The 25,960-nt window shown below is 42.1% G+C and carries 26 protein-coding genes; 12 read left to right on the top strand and 14 right to left on the bottom strand.

Annotation, left to right across the window (positions count from 1 at the left end; translation table 11 throughout):
- Window positions 1–18 precede the first annotated feature (18 nt).
- The 8 genes from TY87_RS13415 to arfB all read right to left on the bottom strand — a co-directional run bounded on the left by TY87_RS13415 (window position 19) and on the right by arfB (window position 5,867).
- Window positions 19–462: a YHS domain-containing (seleno)protein gene (locus tag TY87_RS13415; protein WP_072837831.1), complete on the bottom strand. Its 444-nt coding sequence runs from the start codon at window positions 460–462 to the stop codon at window positions 19–21.
- Between the two features lie 19 nt (window positions 463–481).
- Window positions 482–1,252: an NRDE family protein gene (locus tag TY87_RS13410; protein ID WP_100187457.1), complete on the bottom strand. Its 771-nt coding sequence runs from the start codon at window positions 1,250–1,252 to the stop codon at window positions 482–484.
- A 2-nt stretch (window positions 1,253–1,254) separates the two neighbouring features.
- Window positions 1,255–1,809, bottom strand: a complete 555-nt coding sequence (locus TY87_RS13405; RefSeq protein ID WP_100187456.1) for a hypothetical protein — start codon at window positions 1,807–1,809, stop codon at window positions 1,255–1,257.
- A 61-nt stretch (window positions 1,810–1,870) separates the two neighbouring features.
- On the bottom strand, window positions 1,871–3,004 hold the full coding sequence (locus TY87_RS13400) for a D-alanine--D-alanine ligase (RefSeq protein ID WP_100187455.1): 1,134 nt from the start codon (window positions 3,002–3,004) through the stop codon (window positions 1,871–1,873).
- The gene (locus TY87_RS13395; protein ID WP_198432094.1) at window positions 3,001–3,582 is read right to left on the bottom strand and encodes a DedA family protein; all 582 of its coding nucleotides are present in this window, start codon (window positions 3,580–3,582) and stop codon (window positions 3,001–3,003) included. Before TY87_RS13395 ends, TY87_RS13400 begins: the two co-directional genes overlap by 4 nt.
- Window positions 3,583–3,789: 207 nt before the next feature.
- Window positions 3,790–3,993, bottom strand: a complete 204-nt coding sequence (locus TY87_RS13390) for a DUF1289 domain-containing protein (protein WP_100187453.1) — start codon at window positions 3,991–3,993, stop codon at window positions 3,790–3,792.
- A gap of 78 nt (window positions 3,994–4,071) precedes the next feature.
- Window positions 4,072–5,349 (bottom strand): O-acetylhomoserine aminocarboxypropyltransferase/cysteine synthase family protein, encoded by a 1,278-nt coding sequence (locus TY87_RS13385; protein ID WP_072837825.1) that lies wholly within the window; start codon window positions 5,347–5,349, stop codon window positions 4,072–4,074.
- Window positions 5,350–5,453: 104 nt separating this feature from the next.
- Window positions 5,454–5,867 carry an alternative ribosome rescue aminoacyl-tRNA hydrolase ArfB gene (gene arfB, locus TY87_RS13380; RefSeq protein WP_100187483.1) on the bottom strand — a complete coding sequence of 138 codons (414 nt, stop codon included), beginning with the start codon at window positions 5,865–5,867 and terminating at the stop codon, window positions 5,454–5,456.
- A 137-nt stretch (window positions 5,868–6,004) separates the two neighbouring features.
- Between arfB and hisA the strand changes: the two genes are divergently transcribed.
- Together hisA and TY87_RS13370 are read left to right on the top strand one after the other, a co-directional pair.
- Window positions 6,005–6,766 (top strand): phosphoribosylformimino-5-aminoimidazole carboxamide ribotide isomerase, encoded by a 762-nt coding sequence (hisA, locus tag TY87_RS13375; protein ID WP_100187452.1) that lies wholly within the window; start codon window positions 6,005–6,007, stop codon window positions 6,764–6,766.
- A gap of 197 nt (window positions 6,767–6,963) precedes the next feature.
- Window positions 6,964–7,764, top strand: a complete 801-nt coding sequence (locus TY87_RS13370; protein ID WP_100187451.1) for a hypothetical protein — start codon at window positions 6,964–6,966, stop codon at window positions 7,762–7,764.
- Between the two features lie 54 nt (window positions 7,765–7,818).
- Here the strand turns inward: TY87_RS13370 and TY87_RS13365 are convergent, their stop codons facing one another.
- On the bottom strand, window positions 7,819–8,289 hold the full coding sequence (locus TY87_RS13365) for a hypothetical protein (protein WP_100187450.1): 471 nt from the start codon (window positions 8,287–8,289) through the stop codon (window positions 7,819–7,821).
- 166 nt (window positions 8,290–8,455) lie between these two features.
- Here TY87_RS13365 and TY87_RS13360 point away from each other — a divergent pair, with 166 nt between their 5' ends.
- On the top strand, window positions 8,456–9,805 hold the full coding sequence (locus tag TY87_RS13360) for a sigma-54 interaction domain-containing protein (RefSeq protein ID WP_100187449.1): 1,350 nt from the start codon (window positions 8,456–8,458) through the stop codon (window positions 9,803–9,805).
- A 70-nt stretch (window positions 9,806–9,875) separates the two neighbouring features.
- On the opposite strand, the gene TY87_RS13355 is transcribed toward TY87_RS13360, so the two are convergent.
- The gene (locus TY87_RS13355; RefSeq protein WP_012069204.1) at window positions 9,876–10,148 is read right to left on the bottom strand and encodes a hypothetical protein; all 273 of its coding nucleotides are present in this window, start codon (window positions 10,146–10,148) and stop codon (window positions 9,876–9,878) included.
- A 463-nt stretch (window positions 10,149–10,611) separates the two neighbouring features.
- Between TY87_RS13355 and aguA the strand changes: the two genes are divergently transcribed.
- The 4 genes from aguA (at window position 10,612) to TY87_RS13335 (ending at window position 15,698) form a co-directional block, all read left to right on the top strand.
- On the top strand, window positions 10,612–11,721 hold the full coding sequence (gene aguA, locus TY87_RS13350; protein WP_072838061.1) for an agmatine deiminase: 1,110 nt from the start codon (window positions 10,612–10,614) through the stop codon (window positions 11,719–11,721).
- A gap of 293 nt (window positions 11,722–12,014) precedes the next feature.
- Window positions 12,015–12,992 (top strand): GTPase RsgA, encoded by a 978-nt coding sequence (rsgA, locus tag TY87_RS13345; protein WP_072837820.1) that lies wholly within the window; start codon window positions 12,015–12,017, stop codon window positions 12,990–12,992.
- Between the two features lie 214 nt (window positions 12,993–13,206).
- On the top strand, window positions 13,207–13,734 hold the full coding sequence (gene hemG / locus TY87_RS13340; RefSeq protein ID WP_100187448.1) for a menaquinone-dependent protoporphyrinogen IX dehydrogenase: 528 nt from the start codon (window positions 13,207–13,209) through the stop codon (window positions 13,732–13,734).
- A 95-nt stretch (window positions 13,735–13,829) separates the two neighbouring features.
- Window positions 13,830–15,698, top strand: a complete 1,869-nt coding sequence (locus TY87_RS13335) for a cation:proton antiporter domain-containing protein (protein ID WP_072837818.1) — start codon at window positions 13,830–13,832, stop codon at window positions 15,696–15,698.
- A 41-nt stretch (window positions 15,699–15,739) separates the two neighbouring features.
- Here TY87_RS13335 and TY87_RS13330 read toward each other — a convergent pair whose 3' ends face one another.
- Window positions 15,740–16,108, bottom strand: coding sequence for a Fis family transcriptional regulator (locus TY87_RS13330; RefSeq protein ID WP_100187447.1), 369 nt, complete (start codon window positions 16,106–16,108; stop codon window positions 15,740–15,742).
- Between the two features lie 175 nt (window positions 16,109–16,283).
- Here TY87_RS13330 and TY87_RS13325 point away from each other — a divergent pair, with 175 nt between their 5' ends.
- From TY87_RS13325 to TY87_RS13315, 3 genes are all read left to right on the top strand, one after another.
- A complete protein-coding gene (locus TY87_RS13325) occupies window positions 16,284–17,492 on the top strand; it encodes an MFS transporter (RefSeq protein WP_100187446.1) in 1,209 nt (402 codons plus the stop codon).
- A 165-nt stretch (window positions 17,493–17,657) separates the two neighbouring features.
- Entirely contained in the window at window positions 17,658–18,596 is a 939-nt protein-coding gene (gene argC, locus TY87_RS13320; RefSeq protein WP_100187445.1) for an N-acetyl-gamma-glutamyl-phosphate reductase, read from the top strand.
- A 57-nt stretch (window positions 18,597–18,653) separates the two neighbouring features.
- Window positions 18,654–20,090 (top strand): SLC13 family permease, encoded by a 1,437-nt coding sequence (locus tag TY87_RS13315; RefSeq protein ID WP_100187444.1) that lies wholly within the window; start codon window positions 18,654–18,656, stop codon window positions 20,088–20,090.
- Between the two features lie 91 nt (window positions 20,091–20,181).
- Here TY87_RS13315 and TY87_RS13310 read toward each other — a convergent pair whose 3' ends face one another.
- Window positions 20,182–21,009, bottom strand: a complete 828-nt coding sequence (locus TY87_RS13310; RefSeq protein WP_072837813.1) for a 5'-nucleotidase, lipoprotein e(P4) family — start codon at window positions 21,007–21,009, stop codon at window positions 20,182–20,184.
- A 222-nt stretch (window positions 21,010–21,231) separates the two neighbouring features.
- On the opposite strand from TY87_RS13310, the gene TY87_RS13305 reads away from it, so the two are divergent.
- Window positions 21,232–22,845: an NAD(P)/FAD-dependent oxidoreductase gene (locus TY87_RS13305; RefSeq protein WP_100187443.1), complete on the top strand. Its 1,614-nt coding sequence runs from the start codon at window positions 21,232–21,234 to the stop codon at window positions 22,843–22,845.
- Between the two features lie 80 nt (window positions 22,846–22,925).
- Here the strand turns inward: TY87_RS13305 and TY87_RS13300 are convergent, their stop codons facing one another.
- Window positions 22,926–23,327: a carboxymuconolactone decarboxylase family protein gene (locus TY87_RS13300; RefSeq protein ID WP_100187442.1), complete on the bottom strand. Its 402-nt coding sequence runs from the start codon at window positions 23,325–23,327 to the stop codon at window positions 22,926–22,928.
- Between the two features lie 136 nt (window positions 23,328–23,463).
- Between TY87_RS13300 and TY87_RS13295 the strand changes: the two genes are divergently transcribed.
- Window positions 23,464–24,327, top strand: a complete 864-nt coding sequence (locus TY87_RS13295; protein ID WP_100187441.1) for a LysR family transcriptional regulator — start codon at window positions 23,464–23,466, stop codon at window positions 24,325–24,327.
- Window positions 24,328–24,547: 220 nt separating this feature from the next.
- Here TY87_RS13295 and TY87_RS13290 read toward each other — a convergent pair whose 3' ends face one another.
- Window positions 24,548–25,936, bottom strand: a complete 1,389-nt coding sequence (locus tag TY87_RS13290) for an MATE family efflux transporter (RefSeq protein WP_100187440.1) — start codon at window positions 25,934–25,936, stop codon at window positions 24,548–24,550.
- Window positions 25,937–25,960: the final 24 nt, after the last annotated feature.

Below are 25,960 nucleotides of genomic sequence, written 5' to 3'. Positions count from 1 at the left end.
GCGAATCATTTTTGCGAATCAGGGTTTACCAATAAGAGTCGGCCAATTGGCATCCGCTTGCTTGATGTGCAAAGCCGGATCTTGATCCCACTTGCGTTTAATATCGTCGTCATAATTCAAGTAAAGCTTGCCGTCGACCACCGCCCAATCTTTTGGATCAGCAGAGGCAAAATCGTTTTTGGCAGACACCGCCCACGCGCAATATCCACCATATTGAGGAGCGTATTTTTCGGGCTCTGCTTTGAACATATCGAGATGCTGTTGCGAGGCAAAATACCAATCTGCGCCTTTATATTCGGTCACGTACTTAGCGCTACCTTCGACCGGTTTTTGGTCAGTAAAATAAGCAACCGTGTCATAACCACTCAGGGCTTTATTACTAAAATAACCTGTGTAAATTTCATCTTGCGCAAATGCCAGGCTGCTTATAAACAAGGCTAAAAACATCACTAAACGCGTCATAACAACTCCTAAACTTTGATTAAAGGGGAATACCAACAAGAGGAACCTTTTCTTGAATACGATTGTCTTGAAATCGATTGCCTTGAAAACGATAAGTCTGTTCCGCCAGCGCTTCTGGTGTTAAATGCAAGCACGGCGCCCCAGCTACATAAGCCATTTTTAGATTGTCTTTTGAAACTTGAATACGTGTAAAACTAACGGTTTCAGCGTCTTCTCTATGCATGCAAACCGATAAGTGAGAATGTTCTGGATGATGCTGAGAATGAAAGGACAACAAATCGACAGGCGTTTTGGCGGCGAGTTCGCCATAGATAGATTGTCGATAAGCAACAGCGTTTTCTAACGCCACTGCAGAAGAAAAATGCGGTGATGTGGCATAAGCAATAGAGATCCTTTCACCATCCCATTGGAATTCTCTAACCTTGTTATTACCCAGTTCAAAAGCTAGCAAGGTAAAAGGCGCAAACAACTCAAGAACCTGCAGAGCAAATTGCTGTTCGACTTGGGCGACTGTTGTCGCACTGGATAAGCGCTTTAACAATTGTCCGCGGCTAATCAGCTCGCCTGCTGGCTTCTTGCCTTGATAGTTATTCAGCAAACACAACGACACCCCCTGCTCATTCAAACTGATCCAGCTACCTTTGCCGATAGGATCAACTGGCATCAAAATCTGAGTTCCCTGCTGAATAAAAGACTGTGGCGGCAATGCAGCGACGCGCGCTTTTTGCTCATCACGATTGAAAAATAATTGATAGCCTGACTCTTCTACCAACCAAGAAACTGAACACATACTTATTGACCTCGCAAAAAAGTTGCTGTGGCTGGCGCAATACCAAAATCGTCATCGATTGGCTTATTCATCAAATTTGCGGCGACTTTCACCATGGCAAAATGATGATTCGCATGTAGCGCAGCGAAAATAATTTCCCGCTCTAAAGTCGATGACATAAGACACGCTTGCGTATGAGACACTGAGACTTCCGTCAAAACATTCACGTTTTTCTTGAGCTCTTTTACGGACAAGGAAGTAAGCCAATTTGTCAGCTCGTCGATTTCAGTCAATGCAATAGAACGTGATGTTTCTACCGCATGACCGCGACGACGATGGTTGTAATCAATCACTATGCCCGCTCGAGATATGGCATTAAAAACATCCAACCAATGGCGAAAATGCTCACCGATAGAGCTGCTAACGAAAGGCTTTATCGACGCTTGATAAGCCTCATCATCCAGTATCTGTAAGCAGCGAGAAGCCTGAGAGAAAACTTCTAAACAACCTTGCACTGTTGGCGAATAATCCGCTGCTAGCAACGCGTTTACTTCTCTATTCTTTAATACCGATTGCATAAATTCTTTCCTTCCAAAAATTGCCCTTAGCTAACACCTCAAACTCACTTTTTTATTTCATTCAGTCAGTGCTGGGATAATGCTGAGTCAGGGCTTTTTCTTCTCGCCATGCTTTCAATAAAGCTCGAAGGGTCGGTGATTTAAAACCGCGATTTTTTTGCAAAGCACCTATCTCAAACAAGATTCGATACTGTTTGAGCAGGGTGCCAAAAATTTCTGATAACTTGGTATTGCGATCCCAAATATGCGTTGCCTCACTGCTCGCGCCATTCATTTCTAAAATGGAAAAATTCTCACCGGTCATAAAGGATTCAATGTCGGCAAACTTGATGTCTAAACGACCATAGTAGTAACCATCGACGTCCTTTAAGATCTCATCCAATTTACGTGTTAGCGCTTGAGTAATGTATTGATTGCCATTGCGAAAAATCGAACCACGACTGTGACTGCCTGCAAACGCAAGGGGATATTCCTCACCGTCTGCGGGAACCCAATCCAGCTTTTGTGTATGACGCGGGAAGTACAAATGGGTTAACTGACCCGCACGCGGACAACGCTCAATAAGCTGTCTCAAGCTGTGCGCTCCATCACCAACCACACTTGGTGTGTATTTCAAGGTAATGGAGATAACTTGGCCCTGTTCCTGCCCCGGATAACGCACGTAAAACACACCTGCTTCCGCTTGGTATGGCGCTTTACGCTGAAGAAGAAATCTCGCAGATAGAGGGAAGCCATGGATGTAATCATAAAGTTGTGCTTTGGATTTCAGCAGTTTGACTCCAACACCGCGACAACCTAAGTCTGGCTTAGCCACAATCGGGAATGACAACTGAACGGCGTCCATTGCTTGCAAAGCGCTTTCTAACTGAGTATCTGTATTCTCTTGGTTTTTTGTCAGAGTAATAAAAGGTTCAATCCACTTTTTGGCTACTGGGCCCGCCAAGTTCAAAATATCAGTTTTAGATTCGCCCACCATGCCACTGAGCTTGATGCTCGGATTGGCGATTAATGGTAAACAGACATCCCCGTGACGCAAACCAAGTAACAGACTTTGCGCCACAACAGGCACATAAAAAAACCAGCTCGGCATGAATTCATAAGGCGAAATGCTCGCCTCTTTTTCTACGTGGAGCAGCGGCATTCCAGCATTAATTTTATTCGGCGCAATGAACTGCCCCTCTACCATGGCACTCATGACATACCTCGCGTAAACGATTTATTAAGAAAACGATTTATTAAAAACAACAGGCCAAATACCAAAGGAATAAGTACCCACTTCAGCTCTGAGACTTGCATAAAGACACTACTGCCTATTTGGTAAATCAGCGTGAATACCACCAGCGTCCAAATAGACGTGGCAAGCAAAACGGCGCTAAAAAAGACAGGTAACGGGATGAGGAGAAAACCACTCAAGGTAAAACCAATGGTCCTTAAACCGGGAATAAAACGAATCAAGAAGAGGTTCAAAAAAGCACGCTGGGTCAGCTTTTTTCTTACGACTTTAAACGAAGAATTGCTTAAAGCTCGGTAACGCAGCCATCTAACTTTTCGGGCATAATGTCCCAAAACATACAACCCCAAATCCCCTGTCGCAATGCCGATAAAAATCGCCATTAGAGCAAGTGATGAAGGCATGTCACCGAGAGCAGATAAAGTCGCTGCCGTTGCAATAGCAAGGTCTTCGAGTAAATAAGACAAGAACACAATACCAACACACAACAAAGTCAGCGATGTTGTTCCCGATGTTAGCCATGCTTGTAATTCTGCAATCAAGGTAAGCCACCTACCCATATCATCTAAAAACTTGGAAAGATCCAAGCACCCTTATTTTGTTTCTGAGGGTTAGACGTAGATAGAAATCACTTTCTTACAGCGCTATTTAAAAAACTTATAAAAAGTAAAAAATATTAAAAATAATGAAATTTAACTAGCTAGAAGGAATTAGAAGGAGAGAAAAATACAGTAAATGATCGGAGGAAGTTAAAGATAAAGAGTGTCGTGTTTCTGTTTGCGAATTGAGCAGTTAGCCAAAATATCCAGTTTTTCACTCTGCGTAGATTTTTGCCAATCCATGATTTCAGTTATGGTTCGATAGCAACCCACACAAACATCATCGCCATCTAGGCAGCAATGTCGAATACAAGGACTTTTTATGGTTTTATCAGTTTCATGATTGGCTGACATAGCTTTACACCTCTTGCTTTCGCAATCCAAAAGAGGCCACGTTAATACGCAGCCTCTTAGTAGAACTAAGTTTGGATTTTAAACTGTTACCTTGTCCAACGCCTGACTAATATCCGCAATAATATCTTCGATGTTTTCAATACCGACAGATATACGAACTAGATCGCGGCTAACGCCAGCTTTTGCTAATTCTTCGTCATTCAACTGACGGTGAGTCGTTGATGCTGGATGACAAGCTAGAGATTTAGCATCACCAATATTGACGAGGCGTAGTACCATTTGTAGTGCATCAATAAACTGTGTTCCAGCTTCGATACCACCGTTAATACCAAAACTTAGTACACCAGACGCTTTACCACTGGTAATTCGTTGGCTCATTTCATTGTATTTATTATCTGGTAACGCTGCGTAATTCACCCAATTCACTTTATCGTGATTCTGCAAAAATGCCGCTAGTTTTTCAGCATTAGAGCAATGGCGCTCCATTCTTAGTCCTAGCGTTTCCAAACCTTGCATGATTAAAAATGAACTGTGTGGAGACAACGCTGCGCCAGTATTACGTAAAGGCACTACTCGACAACGACCTATATAAGCAGCGGCGCCCAAGGCTTCCGTATAAACAACGTCATGGTAGGAGGGATCTGGTTCATTCAACATAGGGAAACGCTTTTTATTCGCCACCCAATCAAACTTACCTGAGTCAACAATAATACCGCCTACTGTCGTGCCATGACCGCCTATGTATTTTGTTAATGAATGCACCACGATGTGCGCACCCAATTCAAAAGGACGACATAAAAATGGTGTTGCCACAGTATTATCAACAATAAGTGGGATACCATGCTTATTAGCAATGGCAGCAAGCGCTTCTATATCAACTATATTACCGGCTGGATTACCGATAGATTCACAAAAAATAGCGCGAGTATTATCATCAATCGCTGCTTCAAACCCAGCTAGATCGTCCGCAGATACCATGCGGGTTTCAATGCCTTGTCTTGGGAAACTATGGGCAAATAAATTGTAAGTACCGCCATAAAGTTGACTGGTGCTGACAATATTTGAGCCAACATCACAAATACACTGTAGTGCATAAGTAATCGCCGCCATACCTGATGCTACGGCCAGAGCTGCGATACCGCCCTCCATTGCTGCAACACGCTGCTCTAAAACGTCAGTGGTTGGGTTCATGATACGGGTATAAATGTTGCCCTGAACTTTCAGGTCAAATAAATCCGCACCGTGTTGGGTGTCGTCAAAGGTATAAGATGTCGTTTGATAAATCGGAACGGCTGCTGCTTTAGTTGTAGCTTCAGATGTGTAACCGTGATGCAGTGCAAGAGATTCTAATTTCATGGTAAGCAAACCTATTTTTATTATTCCCAAAAAGTAACGACATAATACTACAAGGTTATTATGCTTTGGAAAAACAAGTATTACTCATAACGTTAGGTAAAATTCTAATCCCAATTGCTACGGCGCATACTTTTGATTTGGCCTTTTTGTTTTTTCTGATCAACGCGTTTCTTCTGCGAAGAGCGCGATGGTTTGGTCGGTCTGCGCGCTTTTTGCACACGAACAGCTTCAAGAATCAGTTCTTTAAGTCTTGCCAATGCGTCTTCTCGATTCAATTCTTGGGTGCGATGTTGCTGGGCTTTAAGCACAATATCACCATCTTTAGTAAGACGAGAATCACTTAACGCCAACAAACGCTCTTTATAAAATTCCGGCAAAGAAGAACTAGCGACATTAAACCTAAGGTGAATAGCGGAAGAGACTTTATTCACGTTCTGGCCGCCTGCGCCTTGCGCTCGTATAGCGGTCAATTCAATTTCGTGGTCTGGGATCGCCACAGCGAGGGTAATTTGTAGCATGATGATTGCTTTATATATCTTTCTATTTGAATGACCGACGATTATAACAGGCTTAAGAAGTGTTTGCTTTGGTACATCGTTTCTCAGTACATTATCGGTTACAATCGCCATTTTTTCTGACCAAATAGGAGTTTTTTGTGACCCAATTCCGTCCTTGTATCGATCTACACCAAGGCAAAGTTAAGCAAATTGTTGGTGGCAGTCTGAATGACAAAGGCGCCACAGAGAACTTTATCAGCGAACACAATGCTGAGCATTATGCCAATATGTATCGTGAACATGGGCTCGTTGGAGGGCATGTTATTGCGTTAGGAAAAGGTAACCAAGAAGAAGCCTTAAGCGCACTGCGCGCTTATCCTAATGGTTTACAGTTTGGCGGCGGTGTTAACAGTAGCAATGCTGAAAGCTACTTAAAAGCTGGCGCTTCTCACGTTATTGTCACTTCTTATTTGTTTGAAAATGGTGAGTTTTCTTGGGATCGCTTAGACAAAATCAAACGCGAAACAGGTACTGATCGTTTAGTATTAGATTTAAGCTGTCGTCGTACAAAAGACGGCTGGTATATTGCGACCGATCGCTGGCAAACCATTACATCTACTCAAGTAAACCAAGAAAACCTTATTGAATTGGCAAACCACTGTGATGAGTTTCTTATTCATGCTGCAGATGTTGAAGGCTTACAGGCTGGTATTGACGAAGATTTGGTTCAATTACTTGGTCAAGGCTGCCCTGTTGCAGTAACCTATGCAGGTGGCGCTCGTTCTTTGGCTGACCTTAAGCGTGTTAATGACTTGTCCAATGGCTTAGTTGATTTAACTATCGGCAGTGCGCTAGATATTTTTGGCGGGAAAGGCGTGACGCTAGACGAATGTATTTTGTGGAATCAGTCACAAAAATAAAGTCCAAAGAGAGACGAGCCGTTAACTTGTCTCTCACTCTCTCTGTATTACATTATTATCTCAAAGATTCATAAAAGATTTTATTTACACTTTTAAATAAGATACTCGCATCGGCAACAGGTACTTCAGCTCGACATACTATCCGCCATGCCGCATACTTAGTCACTTATTTTCGCTTCTAATCTCAGGATTATTAAATGCCTACATTTCGTTCTGGCCTTTTACTTGCAACGCTTTTACTAAGTGCTTGCTCGATGCCAATTTTTCAAGATTTACAAAACAAGCAAACTGAGAAAAACTCTACTCCAAACACAGTAAGCACTGAACAAACTATACCAAGCAAAACTACAGACAACGAGGTTGCTACTGTAGAAACGAGTGTTATTACTGAGACAAATAATAGCAACGGCTCGAAAGCCAGCAGTCCTGATAGTAATGCCGATCTGGCTGAGCAACTTAATACACAAAGAAAATTGGCTAACGCTAACTTTACAGAACTCAAAAATCGAGTTGGAAACGCGCCCGAGCTACCAAGACTATTAGCGACAGAGCAATTAAATTCGAAAGAAATTAACTTAGGTATTCAGCAGTTACGCTCATACATCAGCAAGACGAATACCGCCATAGCTTTGCTAAATGCACGTGTAGAGGACCGAGAAAAAGTCGCTATGAATGGTGACTTAATTCGAATTTTCTTATCTGAAGCGACGGTTACTCATGACAACATGACATTCAAAGCACAACCACTTGTGGGTCAATGGGTTCGCGGCGAAAGTCGAGTCATTCGTTTAAAAGACAATATTTTGTTTGAGAACCCTAAATCAGAAGACATGCATATTACGTTTTCAGAAACGTATCAACTTGTTGTTAATGGCGAAGTCATATCGACCGTTAACCCCAAAAAAGAAAAGAATAACGCAAGTTTCAATGTAACCACATCAGGTAATAACGGTACTATTGTTGGTAAATTAGACTATCGAGTCGTTGATAACGAATAACCTAATTATCGTTAAGTAAACAAACAAAATAAGAGCTTAAATTAGGCTCTTTTTTTATTTAACCAACTTAGCGGCTTTTCTTCGTTTCTGCGCATTGTCCAATACCATCTGAATGCACGCCAAATAATCAACAATCATGCTGGCAAATAACTTATTGTCTAACTCTCGAACTAATTTCCCGATACGCTTTATTACCTGCCAATTCACAGACATGACACGACTCGATGCATGTTTATCCGCCGCATTAAGGGCAGATAAGTATGCTGTTGCTATATAGCCAGGCTCCGGGTTCATTGTACCAGTATCTTCCGGCAGCGTTCCTACACTATGTAGCAGGCGCTCAGCTAACCGCCGATACAAAGACGACACTTTTTTAAACACATGCTTATCAAGTGTATTCCCTACTCGCCCACATAATGCCGAGTTAGCAAAAAAACCGTCAAAACACATAGAAAGCATGTCACATAAAATACGTGAATCCCTATTGGGATAAAGCATTTTTTCTGTTCTATGGTCTTTAAGCATGTCTGTCTCCTTTCAAAAAAGGGTGAGCTTTGTGCAAATAAGGATAATTAAGGCCGTGTTTAATGCAAAGTTACTGCAAAAGGCTAGGACAAGCTTATCTACCTATGATTCCATAACTCTATAAATTTTCACGATCACTCTTCTGTTCTATTTAGGGAAAATAATAATGTCTTCACCAAAGCTATTTATGCATGTTCAAGATCCATTATTAGCTTCAAATCTACTTTCTTTAAATGGCGTTCGACAGTATGAGTTAAACATTAGCCATCAAGATGAAAATTGGCTAGATCAGCTATCTGTCGCTCAATGTGATGTTGCTCTTATCGAAGTAAATTCATTGCATGATGTTGCCTTAAAAGAACTTATTAACAGCCCTGTTCTATATAAAACAGAGTTCTTATTTTTCAGCAAAGGCGAACCAGATCCAATATTAGATCACCTAATGCATAAAGGTGCTGGATTTCACTATCGTGCGCCTTACAATTTAAAGCTGATTGAATCTTCCTTAAAAGAAGTCTTTAGTGAACTAAGCCGCTCTCACGAAAATGCCAATACCCAAACCAGTTATCTGGATCAATTTGGCTTATTAGTCGGCTCATCAACTGCCATGCATTCGCTTTATCGCACTATTCGAAAAGTCGCAGCAACCAAAGCCAATGCTTTTATCATGGGCGAAAGCGGTACAGGTAAAGAACTTATCGCCAATACTTTACATGTTTTCAGCCAACGCGCTGAAGGTCCTTTTGTCGCCATCAACTGCGGTGCGCTTAGCCCGGAGTTAATCGACAGTGAATTATTCGGCCATGTTAAAGGTGCTTTCACCGGAGCACACAAAGATCATCAAGGCGTTTTCGAGCAAGCAGAAGGCGGTACACTCTTTTTAGATGAAGTCACCGAGATGCCATACGAACAGCAAGTAAAACTTTTACGAGTGCTCGAAAGTGGTGAATACAAACCAGTCGGCGCTCAACAAGTAAAAATGGCCAACGTACGAATTATTGCTGCAACTAACCGTACATTAAGCGATGCTATCCGCGATGAAGTATTCCGCGAAGATCTCTATTTTCGTTTAGCTCAATTTCCTATCATGGTTCCAAAATTAAAAGACCGAGAAGGTGATGCATGTGGCCTTGCTCAACACTTTTTGTCTTACCGCAACGCTAAAGATGGCCAACACAAACAATTTTCAGCACAAAGTCTAGAAAAGATTAACCACTATACTTGGCCCGGTAATGTGCGAGAGTTAAAACATGCCATTGAGCGGGCTTACATTCTAGCCGATCATATTATTCATCCAGAACACCTAATAACCAATGATCTCAGTGATCAAACCGAGATAGACAAAACAGCAGGTATTCCTACTGGTATGCGCCTAGATGACATAGAAAAAATCGCCATCTTAAAAACACTGAAAAACAATGACGGAAACAAAACAGATACTGCCCATCAACTTGGTATCAGTATCAAAACTCTATATAACAAACTCGATAAATACGAACATACCGATTTTTTATAAAGCAATAACAGTTACCTTAAAAAGAACGTTAGAAAAAAGGCCGATCAACTCGGCCTTTTTTCTGTTCGTTTTAGCAATCAGTGTCTTTGGCGTTCATGCCTTCTTTCGCTTCTTCACACTTGTCTTCAATGGCATTACCTGTATCTGTCATAGTGTCTTCAATTGAATTGCCCGCGTTATTTAGCGCTTCACCAGCATTATCCATTGTCTGCTCAACAGCATCACCAGCATTGGACATAGCGTCTTCTACTTTGTTGTCATCAGAACTCTGATCACATGCTGCCAATGTACCAGCAGTAACAAGAACCAAAGCGGTATTTAGTAGAGTGCGTTTAATATTCATAATGGTAACCTCCATTTAGTTTTTTAAAATTTGGGCGTCATGGCTGCGTTTATATCCAGCCCTCCCAAGTAATCAACTCAACGACCTGAACAAAAGAACTGAAGTTCATATCGTTGATTTCCCTTAGAGTATTGCGAAGCTTGTGCCAACTTTTAAAAAAACGTACAAGGTATTGATATTAAAGAATTTTTTTAAAAAACATTCATCCAACATAACTACTAGACAGCAAGCTAATAAGTAGTTTTTACAAAACTACTCGGTAACTGTTTCCGTCGAGTAATTGTAAAGACGCAAAAAATGTGGCTCATAAGCCATCAATGCTCTGAGATAAACAGGAAAAATCACGAAATAAACAGCTAATTTCATGGAATACACAAAAAGACTCTTGAATGTTTGTATGTCTGCCATAGAATTGGCCAAAATCTATGCTTTATTTATAAAAGCGACCTTTAAGGACATATTAATGAGCTCTACGCTGTACACCTCACCAAGATTAGATGGCTTTCGTATGCCTGCGGAACACGAACCGCAAGAGCAAGTTTGGATGGCTTGGCCAACCCGCGAAGACAACTGGCGAGAAAAAGGCAAACATGCTCAAAAAGAGTTTGTTGCTGTTGCTACAGCAATCGCACAATCAACAGACGTCACCTTCATTGCCGATGCCAAGAATTATGAACAAGCTCGCCTCGCTTTGCCTAGTAAAATCCGAGTCATTGAGATGCCGTCCGATGATTGCTGGATGCGTGACATAGGTGCGACCTATGTGGTGAACGATCAAGGCGAACGCCGTGCAAATAGTTGGCAGTTTAATGCTTGGGGTGGCGAACTAGACGGCTTATACGATTCTTGGGAGCAAGATAATGCGGTCGCCGCAAAAATGGCCACTGTCACAGGTGACTATGTTTACCACGCGCCGTTAATTTTAGAAGGCGGTTCCATTCATGTGGACGGTGAAGGCACCTTATATACGACAGAAGAATGTTTGCTGCACCCAAGCCGTAATCCGCATCTCAGCAAAGAAGACATCGAAGACCTATTAAAGGTGTACTTAAATGTTGAAAAAATCATTTGGCTTAAAGATGGGCTTTATAATGATGAGACTAACGGCCATGTCGATAACATTATGCATGTTGTTCGTCCAGGTGTTGTCGCATTAACCGATTGTGAAGACTCAAACGATCCACAATATGCCATCAGTAAAGCGGCGCTAAAAGTCCTAAGCCAAGCAATAGATGCAAAAGGCCGAACACTAGAGATTATTAAGCTTCCGATGCCGGGGCCGCTTTTTGTATCAGAAGATGAAGCAAAAAACTTAGTAGAAAGTGATTATATGAATCGCCAAGTCGGAGAACGTCTTGCAGCTTCTTACGCCAACTTTTTAATTACGAATAACAGTGTTGTATTTCCAACATTCGGCGAAAAAACTGATGAACAAGCAAAGGAGATTCTACAAAAGGCATTTCCTGAGCATAAAGTAATAGGTGTTTACGCCAGAAATATATTATTAGGTGGCGGAAACATCCACTGTATTACTCAGCAAGTTCCTGAAAAGTGCTCTATTAAAGCAGTTTAAGAGCCCTAATAAGCCCTTAACGGATTATTATATTGGTTATATATGTTATGCCTATATTCAATATAAATACCAAGATGATAAACCTTTTTTATGGCACTAATATTTCTGTTTGTGGCGCACACACACTGTGCTAATCTCGTGTATTAGCGCCTTGTAAAAACGGTTTATAACGCATTGGTGTTTTGTGTATTTTCTGGCTAGAACATAATCAAAGTTTTGCTTATGTTCGGTTGTACTAATTGAAGCGCATTGCTTCTTATTTACGATGGCGTATTTCGCTTGGGGTAATATCAATGGATTCCACGTTTACTTTATTGGACTTAGGCTGGCAGGCTTACTTTCAACAACAGTTATCATTGGATGATTTAGAATCTAACCGCATTGCACGTATCTGCTCTCAAAAAGACAGCAGCTACGAGCTTGTCAGTGAATTCGGCTTTTTCACTTTAGAAAACCATTCCGATATGCCAAGCATGGCTGTCGGTGACTGGGTTATTACTGACACTGAACAAAACTTCCTACGCCTTTTAGAACCAAGTTCTATATTTGAAAACATCGCTTCAAATATAGACACTGTATTTTTAATTTGTGCATTAAATCAAGATTTCAATTTAGCGTTGATTAAACGTTATTTAGAACTTACTCATGAAGCTCAAGCAGATGCAGTTGTTATACTTACAAAAGCAGATACTTGTAATGATGCAGCTGAAAAACGTGCCCAAGTAGAAAAACTTGATCCGTTACTCATCGTAGAAACAGTTAATGCTTTAGATGCTGACAGCCTACGCTGTTTATCGCCTTTGCTTAAGAAAGGTAAAACCATTGCCTTACTTGGCGCGGTTGGTTCAGGTAAATCTGCATTGATCAATACCTTGATGCAAACCACGGCCGAAGGCAAAGCACAAAGAAACATTGGTGATTCGGGTGCCTTAAAGATCATGCCATCAGGTGCTATTTTGCTAGATACTGCAGGCATGCGTGAACTACAACTTGCTGAATTCGATAGCAGCGCTATTGCCAATTTCGCTGACATCATTGCATTGGAAAAAGAATGCCGTTTCAGTGATTGTCATCACCAAGGCGAACCTGGTTGTGCCATCAAAGGTGCAGTTAAGGCAAATCGTTTAGATGAGCAACGTGTGGCTGACTTTATGTTACTTCGTAATGAAGACAGCGATGATGATCAAGTGACCAGATCTAAACCACAAGAAAAGTTTTACCGTAGCGCACAATCCGATATCCGCGCTCGAAAACACAGTTCTGCTGAGTAATATTAAGAGCAATCTCAAATTAGCAAAACAGAAAGCGGACTATACTCAATAGTCCGCTTTTTTTATGTGATATTTTTATACGTTTTTTATGCAACAGTAGATAAAATTCGGGAAGAAAAGCAAGTGTCCTTTACAGCAAGCCTTTGAGTGTTTATAACAAGTCCCTCTATTCGTTTTCACATCACTCCAACAGAGGCAGCTTTTCTGAATCACCATGTCTAATACTTTACTGATTTATTCAACAACAGACGGTCACACAAAAAAGATAAGCCTTAAAATGCAAGCCATTATCGAGAGCCAAGGCCATACCGTCACCCTTCTACCAGTAGAAGAAGCAAGCGCTGAAACCTTAGCCAATCACGACAAGGTAGTCATTGGTGCCAGCATACGTTATGGCAAACATCAGAAAGTTGTGATTGATTTTATTGAGCAGAATAAAACTCAGCTTAAAAGCAAACCAAGTGCATTTTACACCGTTAACCTTGTTGCTCGTAAACCTGAAAAGTGCCAACCTGATACCAACCCGTACATTATTAAACTTTTGGCTCAACTAGATTGGAAGCCAAGTTTAGAAGGCGTTTTTGCTGGTAAATTAAACTATCCAAAATACGGTTTTATCGATCGCAACATGATCCGCTTCATAATGTGGATGACAAAAGGGCCAACAGATCCCAAAACCAATATGGAATTTACCGATTGGAATAGTGTTGATCAGTTTGCTCAAGCCGTTTGCGATATGTAATAAAACGATAACAAACAATCCACAGCAAAAACTACGATTTAAAGCATTAAAACATTTAGTTCTTCTATTCAGTTATTAGAAAAGGAAAAAATGAAATGACTGACGCACTACTATTAACCTTTGTTTTTTTGGTTGCGGGGGTCATTTCTGTTCCTATTGCGTCACGCCTAGGACTGGGGTCTGTCTTAGGATATCTGTTAGCTGGCATCATCATTAGTCCATTACTAACCCTATTAGAAGTAGACATTGTTTCTATTCAACACTTTGCCGAACTTGGTGTTGTCATGATGTTATTTCTTGTCGGACTAGAGCTAAACCCTAAAAAACTCTGGGCATTAAAGTCTAAATTATTAGGCTTAGGTGGTGGGCAAGTTGTGTTAACAGCCCTTCTTATTATGGGATTAGGAATGCTGTTAAACCAAGAATGGCGTACCAGCTTAGCTATTGGTTTAGTACTTGCTCTATCTTCAACCGCCATCGTCATCCAAACATTGACTGAAAAAGGTTTAATGAAATCAGATGGCGGCCAATCATCTTTCGCCGTATTGCTCGCTCAGGATATTGTCGTTATCCCAATGTTGGCCTTTATTCCTCTGCTTGCCACACCAGAACTCATCGAATCTTTAAGTCATGCGGCAGAGATATCTCAGGGTGGAAGCCATTCAGTATCTTTAGTCGATGGTTTAGAAGCATGGCAAACTGCATTAGTCACCATCGGCGCTATTGGTATAGTGATTTTAAGCGGTAGCTTTTTAGTTACGCCTATTTTTCGTTTTATCGCAGTCACACAATTAAGAGAACTTTTTATTGCCGCCGCGTTGATGTTCGTTATCGGCACGACTCTACTCATGTCTTTGGTTGGACTTTCTCCTGCACTCGGAACATTTCTAGCTGGCGTGGTGTTGGCTAACTCACCTTATCGACATGAGTTAGAAAGTGATATAGCTCCTTTTAAAGGCTTGCTGCTGGGATTATTCTTCATGACCGTCGGTGCTGGCATAAACTTCGCCCTACTTTCTAGTCATTTTTTCTCTATTCTTGGCTTAACTGTCGGTCTAATTCTGCTGAAAGCTACCACGCTGTTAATATTAGGACGGATATTTAACATTCGTGGTTCAAATAAATGGCTATTTGCACTAGGCCTTGCCCAAGCCGGAGAGTTTGGTTTTGTTTTGCTGTCTTTTACTGTCAGTAATGCAGTGATATCACAAGAAGTTGCCGACATTCTACTGCTTGTCGTGGCGTTGTCTATGTTGCTCACGCCAATGCTATTCATCATCTATGATCGTGTTATCGCGCCTCGTTATGCCACCGACCAAACGGCCGGCACACACGATGAACTACCCGATGACAATAAAATCATTATTGCTGGTTCCGGGCGAATGGGAAGTACGATAGACAACCTTTTGCGTTTGGCTGGTTATCATTCAACAGTGATTGATTTCAGCGTAAAGCGATTAAGAGCACTTCAGCATTTTGGCGTTAAAAACTACTTCGGTGACGCCACCCGTCCAGACTTATTAGAAGCCGCAGGCATAGATGAAGCATCATTGTTGATTATTACCATTGATGATCCAGAGCAAATTACCAAGCTCGTCAAATATGTCAAAGAGCACTACCCTGATCTACACGTTATCGCGAGAGCTTTCGACAACAACCACGTTTACGATTTATGGGCTTCGGGATGTCGCGACATTATTCGAGAAAACTACGACAGTAGCTTGCGTATGGGACGGTCTGCTTTTGAAGCACTTGGCATTTCTCATAAAAAAGCCGAACAGATGATTGACGTGTTTAATCAGCACGACAAAGTATCTATGGTGGAAGTAGCCGATGCACATCAGATAGGTGTACCCTTCCATGAAAACACCGTATTTATTGCTCGTCTAAAAAAATACCTTGAAGAGAAAAACCCACAACTTCAAAAAGCTATGAAAGACATTCAAGCTCAAGCAGATGACTAAAAATATTCGTATTTAGCACTAAAAAGTTAGTGCTAAATACATTAATGGAGCGCCACTTTACTTTGTAGTTTGGCGAGCCGTTCATTCCATTTTCCCGCATGGGAGCGCTCGCAAGCTTCTTCTGTATCAAAGCTAACTTGCTGACGAAGCTGGTTTAGCTTGATGTTTACGGTGCTTAACTCATTATTAATAAGCGTATAAAAGTAATCATCTTGCTTCGCCTCAATGGCTTTAGACAAGGCCTCATCGGTTTCGAAAACACAAACGATCTTTAGCGAATTAGGAAACGCATTATAATTAACTAAATGCGTTAGCCAGACAAAACCTTTCACAGAATCCAGCGCTCCTTCACAAACATTCGTTAACGCTCCACGAAGTGCATTATCGATTTTTTTATCGGATTTCTTCATAAAAATACATTACTGATTTAAGAAGCCGAAAGTGTAACCTGTCGCACAACCTCAACCAAGTTGATCAAGCAGATTCCCTATCATGCATTTCTTCTAAAAAATAACCTGCTATAATTTCAAAACACCGTTTCAATATAAAGCTTCTACATAAAGCGCCGCATCATCGGAGATAATCTTGCACAAAACATTTCGCTCATTGAGCAACCCGCAATATCGACTTTGGGCAATGGGAGCTTTTGTCTCAAATATTGGCACATGGCTGCAACGTACTGCGCAAGATTGGATTGTGATTGCAGAACTGTCTAACGGAAACGCCACTGCAGTAGGTATTGTTGTCGCTCTGCAATTTATTTTCTTACCTATCATTGGTTGGGCTGCTGATTACTTCGATCGCCGCAAACTACTTATCGTCACACAAAGCTTGCGCGGTTTGCTCGCGCTGGTTCAAGCCATCATGATTCTAAATGGTCACCTTGAGCTGTGGCACATGTATATTTTCGCTTTTTTACTCGGCTGCTTTACCGCATTCGACACTCCAGCGAGACACGCATTCGTAGCCGATTTAGTTGCTGATAAAGATCTAGCTAACGCAGTTTCTTTGAATTCTATTTCATTTAATAGCGCTCGGATGATTGGCCCTGCTATCGCAGGTTTTTTAATTCTATTAATGGGTGCTGGCTGGGTGTTTGCGCTAAATGCCTTGTCCTTTATCCCAATTATAGCCATCACTTATATGATAAAGGCCAAACCAGTAAATTTACTTCCAAGCGTCGAAAGTGATTCTAGCAAATCTAGTAAAGCCACCTTATTTGATGGATTTCATTATATTCGCCAACGTCCAGACATGATCATTGCCATCACCATGTTCTTTTTCTTCGCTATGTTTGGGCTAAACTTCACTGTCTATCTGACGTCAATGACCGTTCATGTGTTTACTGGTAACTCTCAGCAATTTGGCATTCTGATGTCTATTATGGCAGTAGGTTCTATTGTCGGCGCCATGATTACCGCTAACCGAGAAAAACCTAATCTTCATTTTATATCCTTTTCAGCTATCGGCTTTGGGGGAATTGCCTTGATAGCCTCGATCATTCCTAATTTTTGGTTATTTGCTGTCTCACTCAGTTTAATAGGCATGACTACTCAACTTTTTACCACATCCGTACACAGCCTAATTCAACTCAGTGCACAAAAATACATACGCGGTCGAGTCATTGCTATTTTGTTAGCAACCTCTGTGGGAGGTTCGGCAATTGGTGGGCCTTTGGTCGGTTGGACTGCCGACTTACTCGGTGCTCGTTGGGCTATCGCCTGTGGAGGCATTATTGCTTTGCTAACCGCTGCACTTGGCTTACGCTATTTACATCAAAGAGGTGATAAATAAGTTTTTTTAAGATTAAGCAAAGCTCTCAACTATTAAGCTGCACCATGATGCATTACACTATTTGCTCACGATAACATTCGACCCAAACATTCGATAAAAAGCAGGAAACTCACATCGACCTCCTGCTTTTGCTTTGATTTAAGACATCCAGTAAGGAATCACGCTGTGAAAAAAGTATTTATTGATGGCGAAACAGGCACAACAGGTCTTCAAGTAAAAGACCGTCTAGTTAACCACCCACACATTGAAATCATCAGTATCGACCAAGATAAAAAACGCGACGTAGAAGAAAAGCGTCGTCTGATGAAAGAAGCCGATGTAACAGTACTTTGCCTACCAGATGATGCCGCAAAAGACAGCGTTATTTTGGCAAAAGAAGAAGGCTGTCGTATTTTGGACGCGAGTTCTGTCCATCGTGTCGCCGAAGGCTGGGTATATGGCTTGCCTGAACTTGATGTCACTCAACGCGACAAAATCAAAGATGCGCAGTTTGTCTCTAACCCCGGTTGTTACCCAACTGGCGTGATCTTGCTATTGAAACCATTGATTGAAGCTGGATTATTGTCCGCGTCTTATGATTACTCAATCAATGCCGTATCTGGTTACAGTGGTGGCGGCAACGCGCTAATTGACCGTTATGAAAGCACCAACAATGCGCCGATATTCGGTGCTTACGGTTTGTCTTTCAACCACAAACATCTAGCTGAAATGAAAAAATGGTCAGGTTTGGATAACGCACCCATTTTCGTTCCTAGTGTTGGTAACTTCCGCCAGGGCATGTTGACCTTCTTGCCAATTCAGCTAAAAAGCGATGTCACCATGGAGCAGTTACAAGCTAAATTGGCCGAAGTGTATGCCAACGACACGTTTGTAACGGTAAATGGCTTTAATGTGGTTGCCGATAACTCAGCACCATTCTTGACGCCACATGGTCTTGAAGATACCAACCAAATCGAACTCTCGGTTCTAAGTGAACCAGGCAACAAGTCTGGCATTCTTGTCGCAAAACTGGATAACCTCGGTAAAGGCGCGTCTGGCGCTGCCGTACAAAACCTAAACATCATGTTAGGTTTTGACGAAGCAACCGCAGTTAACCTTCGCTAGTCATCTTATCCCGCCTTCTTTTTCAAAGAAGGCGGGATTTATGCCTTAGAGCCTCAAATGAATAATAAAAATAAGTCTCCACATGTCACCAAAACAACACCGACACCTTCACTGAATATCCCAAGCAAACCTAGCTGGCCGCTTTATCTAATTTTAGCGATGACATTTGCCATAGGTGCTGTTTCCTATCAATTTCTAACGCTTCCGCAATCGCTAACTGCTGGATTGCTGTTCATTTGTATCGCCTTCTGGGCGACGTCTCTGGTGCCAGCTTATTGGCCTGCATTGGGCTTATTTGCTTTTGCGACGGCAACACAGCTTGCTCCGACACAAGTCATATTCGCAGGATTTCAGTCGTCGACATTTTGGTTACTGTTCAGTGGTATGGTGTTTGGCGCAGCGATCAATCATACGGGGATCAATTCTCGCGCTACACGCTTGCTGATGCTAATTCTCGGCAATAGCTACCAAGGCACTATTATCAAAATTGCGTTGTTTGCGATGGGATTGGCCTTTTTGATTCCTTCTGGCGTAAGTCGTATCGTACTCATCATCCCGATCATTGCTTCCCTTGCAGATCATTTTGGTTATGATCAAGACTCTAATGGCCGAAAAGGCATGTTATTGGCCGCGGCATTTGGAACCTTTTTACCTGCCTTTTCTATCTTGCCTGCGAACGCGCCTAACATGCTGCTTTCAGGTATGGCCGAAGCGCTTTATAACGCACCCTTTTCTTATGGTGAGTATCTACTTTTGCACTTCCCTATCTTAGGACTTGGAAAGTTAATCATGACTGTTGGCGTTATTCTGTGGCTTTTTCCAGATAAAGCACCAAACCAAGCGATACAAGCGACAATCGAAAAGTCAGCCATGACAAAAATAGAAACACGGTTGTTAATTGTCCTTTGTGTTTGTTTTGCTTTCTGGTTCACAGACTCGCTGCATCATATTTCAGCAGGTTGGGTTGGGCTAATTGCTGCATTAGTTTGCCTATGGCCAAGCCTTGGATTGATGGCAAAAAATAGCATCGATAAAGACATTCAGTATGGCACACTGCTATTTGCGGCAGGCATTATAGGATTAAGCGCGATCATTGCTTACTCAGGCCTTGGTAATATCTTGGTTAATTATTTAACCGAAGTCATTCCTTTCTCAGAAGATTCAGCTTTACTGAATTTGAGCTTGCTGACATTTATTTCCACTTGCGTGGCTGTGGTGACTAATTTGGCAGGTGTTCCCGCTATTATGACCCCAATGGCTGAGCATTTAGCCAGCATCACCGGCCTTTCTAGCCATGCAGTGCTAATGACGCAAGTATTGGCTTTTTCCAACGTGTTACTGCCTTATCAGGCGCCGCCACTGATTACCGCGATTGCGCTTGGCAATTTATCCATCAGCGCCGTCACTAAGGTTTGCTTAGCGACCTTTGTTTTAACAAGCTTGATACTGCTACCACTGAACTTCGTCTGGTGGCATATTCTCGGTATGTTTTAGGTAAGTTCTTAGCTAAATAGACAAAAGCCGCCTATCCATTCAGATAAGCGGCTTGTTAATGACAAAGCTATTTAATATTTAAAATAGAAACCTACTTCGTTGGCTGCCAAACGTTAAGCTTAGACTTACGCATTTGGTCTTTTTCTGCTGCAGAAGCGCCCCAATTACCATCATAAACTTTACCTTCCCAATCACCGTAAGCCGGATTAGGTAACATGATAAATGTTGTACCAAACAGCGCTTTATTTTTCTCAACCGCTGCATCACTTTCCGCTAAACCCTTGGTTCTGAAATCGGTGGAGAAATCGTTTAGGTTATCACCCATCAACAACGCAACGTCGTAGCTCTCTGCCACTTGTTGTCGGCGAGGCTCTTTGTTACTAGTAGACGTATTCAACATCAAATGCGCATCATCCACATTAGGAAACCCTAAAGCTTTTAAATTTTTACGTGTGCCTTCTAAACCTGATGCTTTACGGTTAGTTATATAAAATACTTCACCACCTTTGCTCGCCACATAGTTCAGAAACTCAGTCGCGCCCGGCATGGCTTTCGCCTGTGCAGCATCCATCCATTCGCCCCATGTTTTGCTTGAATAGCCAAAATCCTTACCGATCAACCAAGCTTGATAACCGCTGTTGTCGATAACTGTTTCGTCAGCATCGACAATCACCGCGATTTTCTTGCTGCCTTTATGTTGGCTAGCATATTGATCAAATTGCATTTTTGCCAAATTAAACGCTTGATAAGACAAAGCCTTATATTCAGCAGAGGCTTGCATCCACAAGGTCGACATAACCAACTGTTCGTTTAAGTCTTTGGCCGAATAATCAGATTCTTGAGCAAAAGCGGTGAACGAAAAACCGCCCGTTAGCAGTGCAGTTGACAGAACCAGTGTACGAAAAGTGATTGAAGACATTAAAAACCTCTTATTTATAGACACATATGTAACTCAATAAACGCTTCTTGCAAAAAATACACCTTCTTTGTCTATTCGTCTTCCTCTTTTATTCAAACAATAAAGAACGTCAATCTTGTTAGAAAAACCATCTCGCAGCCATTTGAGAACAGCTTTTTCAACGAAAATATCGTATTATCCCCGCTATTAGCCATTGACCCAGCATTCTAACTATTGATTCCTATGATACGACTTTCCAATATCCAACTTCCTCTTGATCACGACGCTAGCGCAGTAGAAAGCGCAATTTTATCCATGCTTGAAATTCCAGCCGAGAAACTCGTTAGCTTTAACGTTTTTCGTCGCGGATACGATGCGCGCAAGAAAACTAATATCATGTTGATTTACACTTTGGATGTTGAAACGACGTGTAACGATGTTTTGCTTAGCCAATTTGCGGATCACCAGCAAATCAAAGTCACGCCAGACTTAGATTATCATCCGGTCGCACAAGCACCGGTAACTTTGACTGAACGACCTATCGTTATTGGTTTTGGTCCATGTGGCTTATTAGCAGCCTTGGTTTTAGCGCAAATGGGTTACAAGCCAATCGTGTTGGAGCGTGGTAAAGAAGTACGTGAACGTACCAAAGACACATTCGGTTTCTGGCGTAAGAAGATTCTGAACACAGAATCTAACGTACAGTTTGGAGAAGGCGGCGCAGGAACCTTCTCTGACGGCAAACTCTATAGCCAAGTTAAAGATCCAAAACAATACAGCCGTAAAGTGCTCAACGAATTTGTTGCTGCGGGCGCACCGGACGAAATTCTTTACGTCAGCAAACCTCACATTGGTACCTTTAAGTTGGTTGCCATGGTCGAAAAAATGCGTGCACAGATTATTGAGCTAGGCGGTGAGATTCGTTTTAGCTGCCGCGTCGATGATTTACATATCGAAGACGGCCAAGTCACTGGCGTTACCCTTGCTGATGGCGAACAATTACACTCCAAGCACATTGCTATCGCCATTGGTCACAGCGCTCGTGACACCTTCGAAATGCTGCACAACAAAGGCGTATACATCGAAGCCAAACCCTTCTCGGTGGGCTTTCGTATAGAGCACGAGCAATCCTCTATTGATAAAGCACGCTTTGGCCCAAATGCGGGTAACGAGATTCTGGGTGCGGCGGATTACAAACTGGTTCACCACTGTAAAAATGGTCGTTCCGTTTACAGCTTCTGCATGTGCCCTGGCGGTACAGTAGTTGCCGCTACGTCGGAAGAAAATCGTGTGGTCACCAACGGCATGAGTCAATACTCTCGTAATGAGCGCAACGCCAACAGCGCCATTGTTGTGGGTATTGATCCATCCGATTACCCGGGTGGCCCGCTTGCAGGAATCGAATTCCAACGCAAGCTAGAAAGCCTTGCTTATGAATTGGGTGGCAGCAACTACGATGCGCCAGCACAAACCGTCGGTGCCTTTTTGCGTAACGAAACACCAGAAAAACTCGGTACAGTTGAGCCTTCTTTCAAACCGGGTATTAAACTTACTAACCTAGCCGATGCCTTACCCGATTTTTGTATTGAAGCGATTCGCGAAGCTATTCCAGCGTTTAATAAGAAAATCCGTGGTTTTGCTTTCGATGATGCTTTATTGACTGGCGTAGAAACACGTACCTCAGCACCAATCAATATCAAACGTGATAACGACAGTCTAGAAAGCATCAACACCAAAGGCTTATATCCTGCAGGAGAAGGCGCGGGGTATGCTGGCGGTATCATGTCAGCGGCAATAGATGGTATAAAAATCGCCGAGGCCATGGCATTGAGTATTAACGCTAAAGCAGTCAAATAACCATTAGACATCGCTTATAGAAACTAACTAGAAAGGGCTCTCTAATGAATAGACAGCCCTTTCTTCTTTTTGCTAACAAGCTATTTATCAGACCCTTCTGTCACATCAATACCTCGCTCAGCAAATACTTCTTTGGCGGCAAAAAGGCCATTTAACGCTGCTGGAAAGCCAGCATAAAGTGCCATTTGCATCAACACTTCGATGATTTCTTTGGGGGAACAGCCAACATTAAGCGCAGCATGAAGATGGACTTTAAGTTGTGGTGCAGCATTACCTAATGCAGTTAACGCCGCCACGGTAGCGATTTCTCGTGATTTTAAATCCAAGCCAGAGCGGCTATAGATATCACCAAAACCAAACTCGATCATCAAGGTAGCGAAATCTGGCGCGATAGGTTGTAGTGCATCGACGACTTTCTGGCCTTGTTCACCGTCTATTTCAGCGAGTTTTTTCAAACCTAATTGATAACGATCTTCACTCATTTTTCTCTCCTAAACACTTCATAAAAGGACACCTGTTGCATTGCTTGTTACTATGTCATTTTTTATAATCGAAATATTTAGAGAAAATAGAGAAGTCATTTTTCAATATTGAAAAACAACTTTAGCGGAATATCTTATGAAAGAGATAATTTGGGATGATACAAAAGCTTTCTTGGCGCTTGCCCGTTTCGGCACGCTTACCGTAGCAGCAAAATCCCTAGACATGGGAATTGCTACACTATCACGAAAAATAGAACGTCTTGAGCACAGTCTTCAAACACCGCTCTTTTTGCGTTTTCAAACAGGTTACCAACTGACGGATGAAGGCAAGAATCTATTAAATAAAGCAGAGGCAATGGAAGCCGCCGCTTTTGCGTTTACCAAGAGTGCGAAAAAGGAATCTCAACTGATCGGAAGGGTCAAAGTCGCTACGGCTGAAAACCTCGCCACTCACCTCATTTTGCCAGCACTAGGCCGTTTTCAGCAAACTTACCCTAACTTACACATCGATATTGTCACTGACATTCATACAGCCAATTTACATCGTCGAGATGCTGACCTTGCCTTACGTATGGTGCGTCCAACTAATGGCAATGTCAGCTTCCAACATGTTGGTACGCTAGGCTACGGACTCTACTGCAGCACTCATTACCAAAAGGAACGCGATGACGCTAATGACAATTTTATTCAATGGGGAGAGCATTACGAGCATTTGCCCGCAGCACAATGGATAGCCAATCAATTAGCAGGAAAAGAGCCCATTATCACCACCACATCGGTAGCAACACAAGTAAGTGCTTGCCTTGCGGGAATCGGCGTGGCGGTGTTGCCACACCTAGTAGCACGGCACACTGAACTTGTTTGCCTTATCGACACACCAGAGGTCAATCAAGAAATTTACCTCGTTATCCAGACTGATTTAACCCAATCGAAACGCACTCGCGCTGTGGCGGATTTTCTTTCAGAGCTGGTAAAGACACATCAAGATCGCCTTAATTAGGGTACGGCCACACCTTACACATTCTCACCATAAACTTAAACTGGTCACTCGTAGTCACACAGCGGATGTGTTCTAGCTCGTCTAACAAAAATCTCTGTTGAAAAAACCAATCATCATTTTTCGATAGATAATCTAGGGCTTTCTTTAGCACTCAAACTCAATGGAGCTAGCGGTGTTGGGAACCTTTAAGAACAATAAACGCAATCAGTATTTTAAAAGCTCATTGTGCTTCTTTAAAAAACAATCCAAGACTTGTGTTTTGAGTTCGATTACGCTGACTTAATACAAAAACAGTCAGCAACAAAGCAAGAAACTCAGTGCTCGCGGCTGCATACCAAATTCCCCACTCGGAAAAGAAGTACGGTAGAATAAAAATCAACGGCAGAGAGAACGCATAGGTTTTCATGATGCCTAAAATGCCCGCTCTTTTTGCATCACCAATGGCTTGGAAAAACATGCTAATCATCATTTGCGGGCCAACCAGAAAAAGCGCCAAAGTAGAAAACGGTAAAATTCGCACTACCTCACTAATCACAGCTTGATCACTAACAAACAGCATTCCTAAATCACGTTTAAAAACAAACGCTATCGTCTGTAATAGCAGGCAATAAACAAAGGCAATAGTCAGAGCAATTTTAATACTGACATTTACTCGGCTCAACTCATTCGCTCCAAAGTTGTTACCAACAATCGCTTGAAACGCCATGCTAAGCCCAAGTAAAGGCAAAAAAATAAACGTCATTAAACGCGTAATAATGCCATAAGCTCCCACTGTCGTTGCATAATTAGCAGCATCCCACGTTTGCAAATTGTATAAAATAGCGCCAGACGTTAATGCCAAGCCGATATAATTTAAACTCGAAGGTGCTCCTAAAGACAAAAACGTCAGCCAATGCTGTCGAGATTTTGAGAACGACACAACCTGAAGGTTAAGCTCGTTTTTCTGATATTTCCGATAGCAAAAAACAATAATTAAAGAGACCGTTTGTGCCAAAACAGTGCCATAAGCAGAACCCTCTACCCCCCAATTCAAACCGACGATCAACAAATAGTTAAATACGCCATTCAGTAGCACTGACAAAAGAGAGACCGACGCCATGAAAGAAACACGCCCTTCGCAGCGTAAACTGTCACCATTAATAGCTAAAACAAAGACCAAGGGAGAGAAAAAGACCAAAATAGATATATAACGATAACTCATATCGGCAATCAGATTTGAGCCATTACTCACTGCATCTGTTAACGCGTGTCCACCTAGTAAAAACAAACCGATCAGCACAGCACTGACCACTAAAGACAAACTAATCGCTTGCGAGAACACTTCCACGGCACTAGATCCATTTCCCGCGCCTAATTGCCGCGCCATCAAACTGGCAAAACCATTCGATACTAACGTTGACAAAGCAACAATCAGAATAAAAGCAGGAAACATAGAAGTAACGGCAGTTAGGGCATCGGCGCCAACAAACACACCAAGGAAGTACGCGTCCACCAGCGCAAACGAACCATTCACCATCATGATCAAAATAATCGGTGCCGCTGTTTTTAGAAACACAAAGGGTAAAGGCGCATTAAGAAAATTATTATTTTTATGTAATTCTGTCGTCATTCGAAATACGTCCGGTTAGATCAT

Origin of the sequence: Marinomonas sp. BSi20584 (assembly GCF_002792415.1) — a bacterium.
In the GTDB taxonomy this organism is placed as follows: domain Bacteria; phylum Pseudomonadota; class Gammaproteobacteria; order Pseudomonadales; family Marinomonadaceae; genus Marinomonas; species Marinomonas polaris.
Note: the sequence above shows the minus strand (reverse complement) of the source record. Positions and strands in the feature narration are given on the sequence as shown.

What these genes read in the sequence shown, in the direction of transcription:
- TY87_RS13305 (WP_100187443.1), top strand. Translation starts at nt 21,232, where the DNA reads ATGATACGACTTTCCAATATCCAACTTCCTCTTGATCACGACGCTAGC.
- arfB (WP_100187483.1), bottom strand. Translation starts at nt 5,867, where the DNA reads ATGCTACAAATTACCCTCGCTGTGGCGATCCCAGACCACGAAATTGAA.
- TY87_RS13385 (WP_072837825.1), bottom strand. Translation starts at nt 5,349, where the DNA reads ATGAAATTAGAATCTCTTGCACTGCATCACGGTTACACATCTGAAGCT.
- TY87_RS13360 (WP_100187449.1), top strand. Translation starts at nt 8,456, where the DNA reads ATGTCTTCACCAAAGCTATTTATGCATGTTCAAGATCCATTATTAGCT.
- aguA (WP_072838061.1), top strand. Translation starts at nt 10,612, where the DNA reads ATGAGCTCTACGCTGTACACCTCACCAAGATTAGATGGCTTTCGTATG.
- TY87_RS13415 (WP_072837831.1), bottom strand. Translation starts at nt 462, where the DNA reads ATGACGCGTTTAGTGATGTTTTTAGCCTTGTTTATAAGCAGCCTGGCA.
- TY87_RS13410 (WP_100187457.1), bottom strand. Translation starts at nt 1,252, where the DNA reads ATGTGTTCAGTTTCTTGGTTGGTAGAAGAGTCAGGCTATCAATTATTT.
- TY87_RS13330 (WP_100187447.1), bottom strand. Translation starts at nt 16,108, where the DNA reads ATGAAGAAATCCGATAAAAAAATCGATAATGCACTTCGTGGAGCGTTA.
- hemG (WP_100187448.1), top strand. Translation starts at nt 13,207, where the DNA reads ATGTCTAATACTTTACTGATTTATTCAACAACAGACGGTCACACAAAA.
- TY87_RS13310 (WP_072837813.1), bottom strand. Translation starts at nt 21,009, where the DNA reads ATGTCTTCAATCACTTTTCGTACACTGGTTCTGTCAACTGCACTGCTA.
- TY87_RS13365 (WP_100187450.1), bottom strand. Translation starts at nt 8,289, where the DNA reads ATGCTTAAAGACCATAGAACAGAAAAAATGCTTTATCCCAATAGGGAT.
- TY87_RS13370 (WP_100187451.1), top strand. Translation starts at nt 6,964, where the DNA reads ATGCCTACATTTCGTTCTGGCCTTTTACTTGCAACGCTTTTACTAAGT.
- TY87_RS13400 (WP_100187455.1), bottom strand. Translation starts at nt 3,004, where the DNA reads ATGAGTGCCATGGTAGAGGGGCAGTTCATTGCGCCGAATAAAATTAAT.
- TY87_RS13335 (WP_072837818.1), top strand. Translation starts at nt 13,830, where the DNA reads ATGACTGACGCACTACTATTAACCTTTGTTTTTTTGGTTGCGGGGGTC.
- TY87_RS13295 (WP_100187441.1), top strand. Translation starts at nt 23,464, where the DNA reads ATGAAAGAGATAATTTGGGATGATACAAAAGCTTTCTTGGCGCTTGCC.
- rsgA (WP_072837820.1), top strand. Translation starts at nt 12,015, where the DNA reads ATGGATTCCACGTTTACTTTATTGGACTTAGGCTGGCAGGCTTACTTT.
- TY87_RS13390 (WP_100187453.1), bottom strand. Translation starts at nt 3,993, where the DNA reads ATGTCAGCCAATCATGAAACTGATAAAACCATAAAAAGTCCTTGTATT.
- TY87_RS13300 (WP_100187442.1), bottom strand. Translation starts at nt 23,327, where the DNA reads ATGAGTGAAGATCGTTATCAATTAGGTTTGAAAAAACTCGCTGAAATA.
- TY87_RS13405 (WP_100187456.1), bottom strand. Translation starts at nt 1,809, where the DNA reads ATGCAATCGGTATTAAAGAATAGAGAAGTAAACGCGTTGCTAGCAGCG.
- TY87_RS13290 (WP_100187440.1), bottom strand. Translation starts at nt 25,936, where the DNA reads ATGACGACAGAATTACATAAAAATAATAATTTTCTTAATGCGCCTTTA.
- TY87_RS13315 (WP_100187444.1), top strand. Translation starts at nt 18,654, where the DNA reads ATGAATAATAAAAATAAGTCTCCACATGTCACCAAAACAACACCGACA.
- TY87_RS13355 (WP_012069204.1), bottom strand. Translation starts at nt 10,148, where the DNA reads ATGAATATTAAACGCACTCTACTAAATACCGCTTTGGTTCTTGTTACT.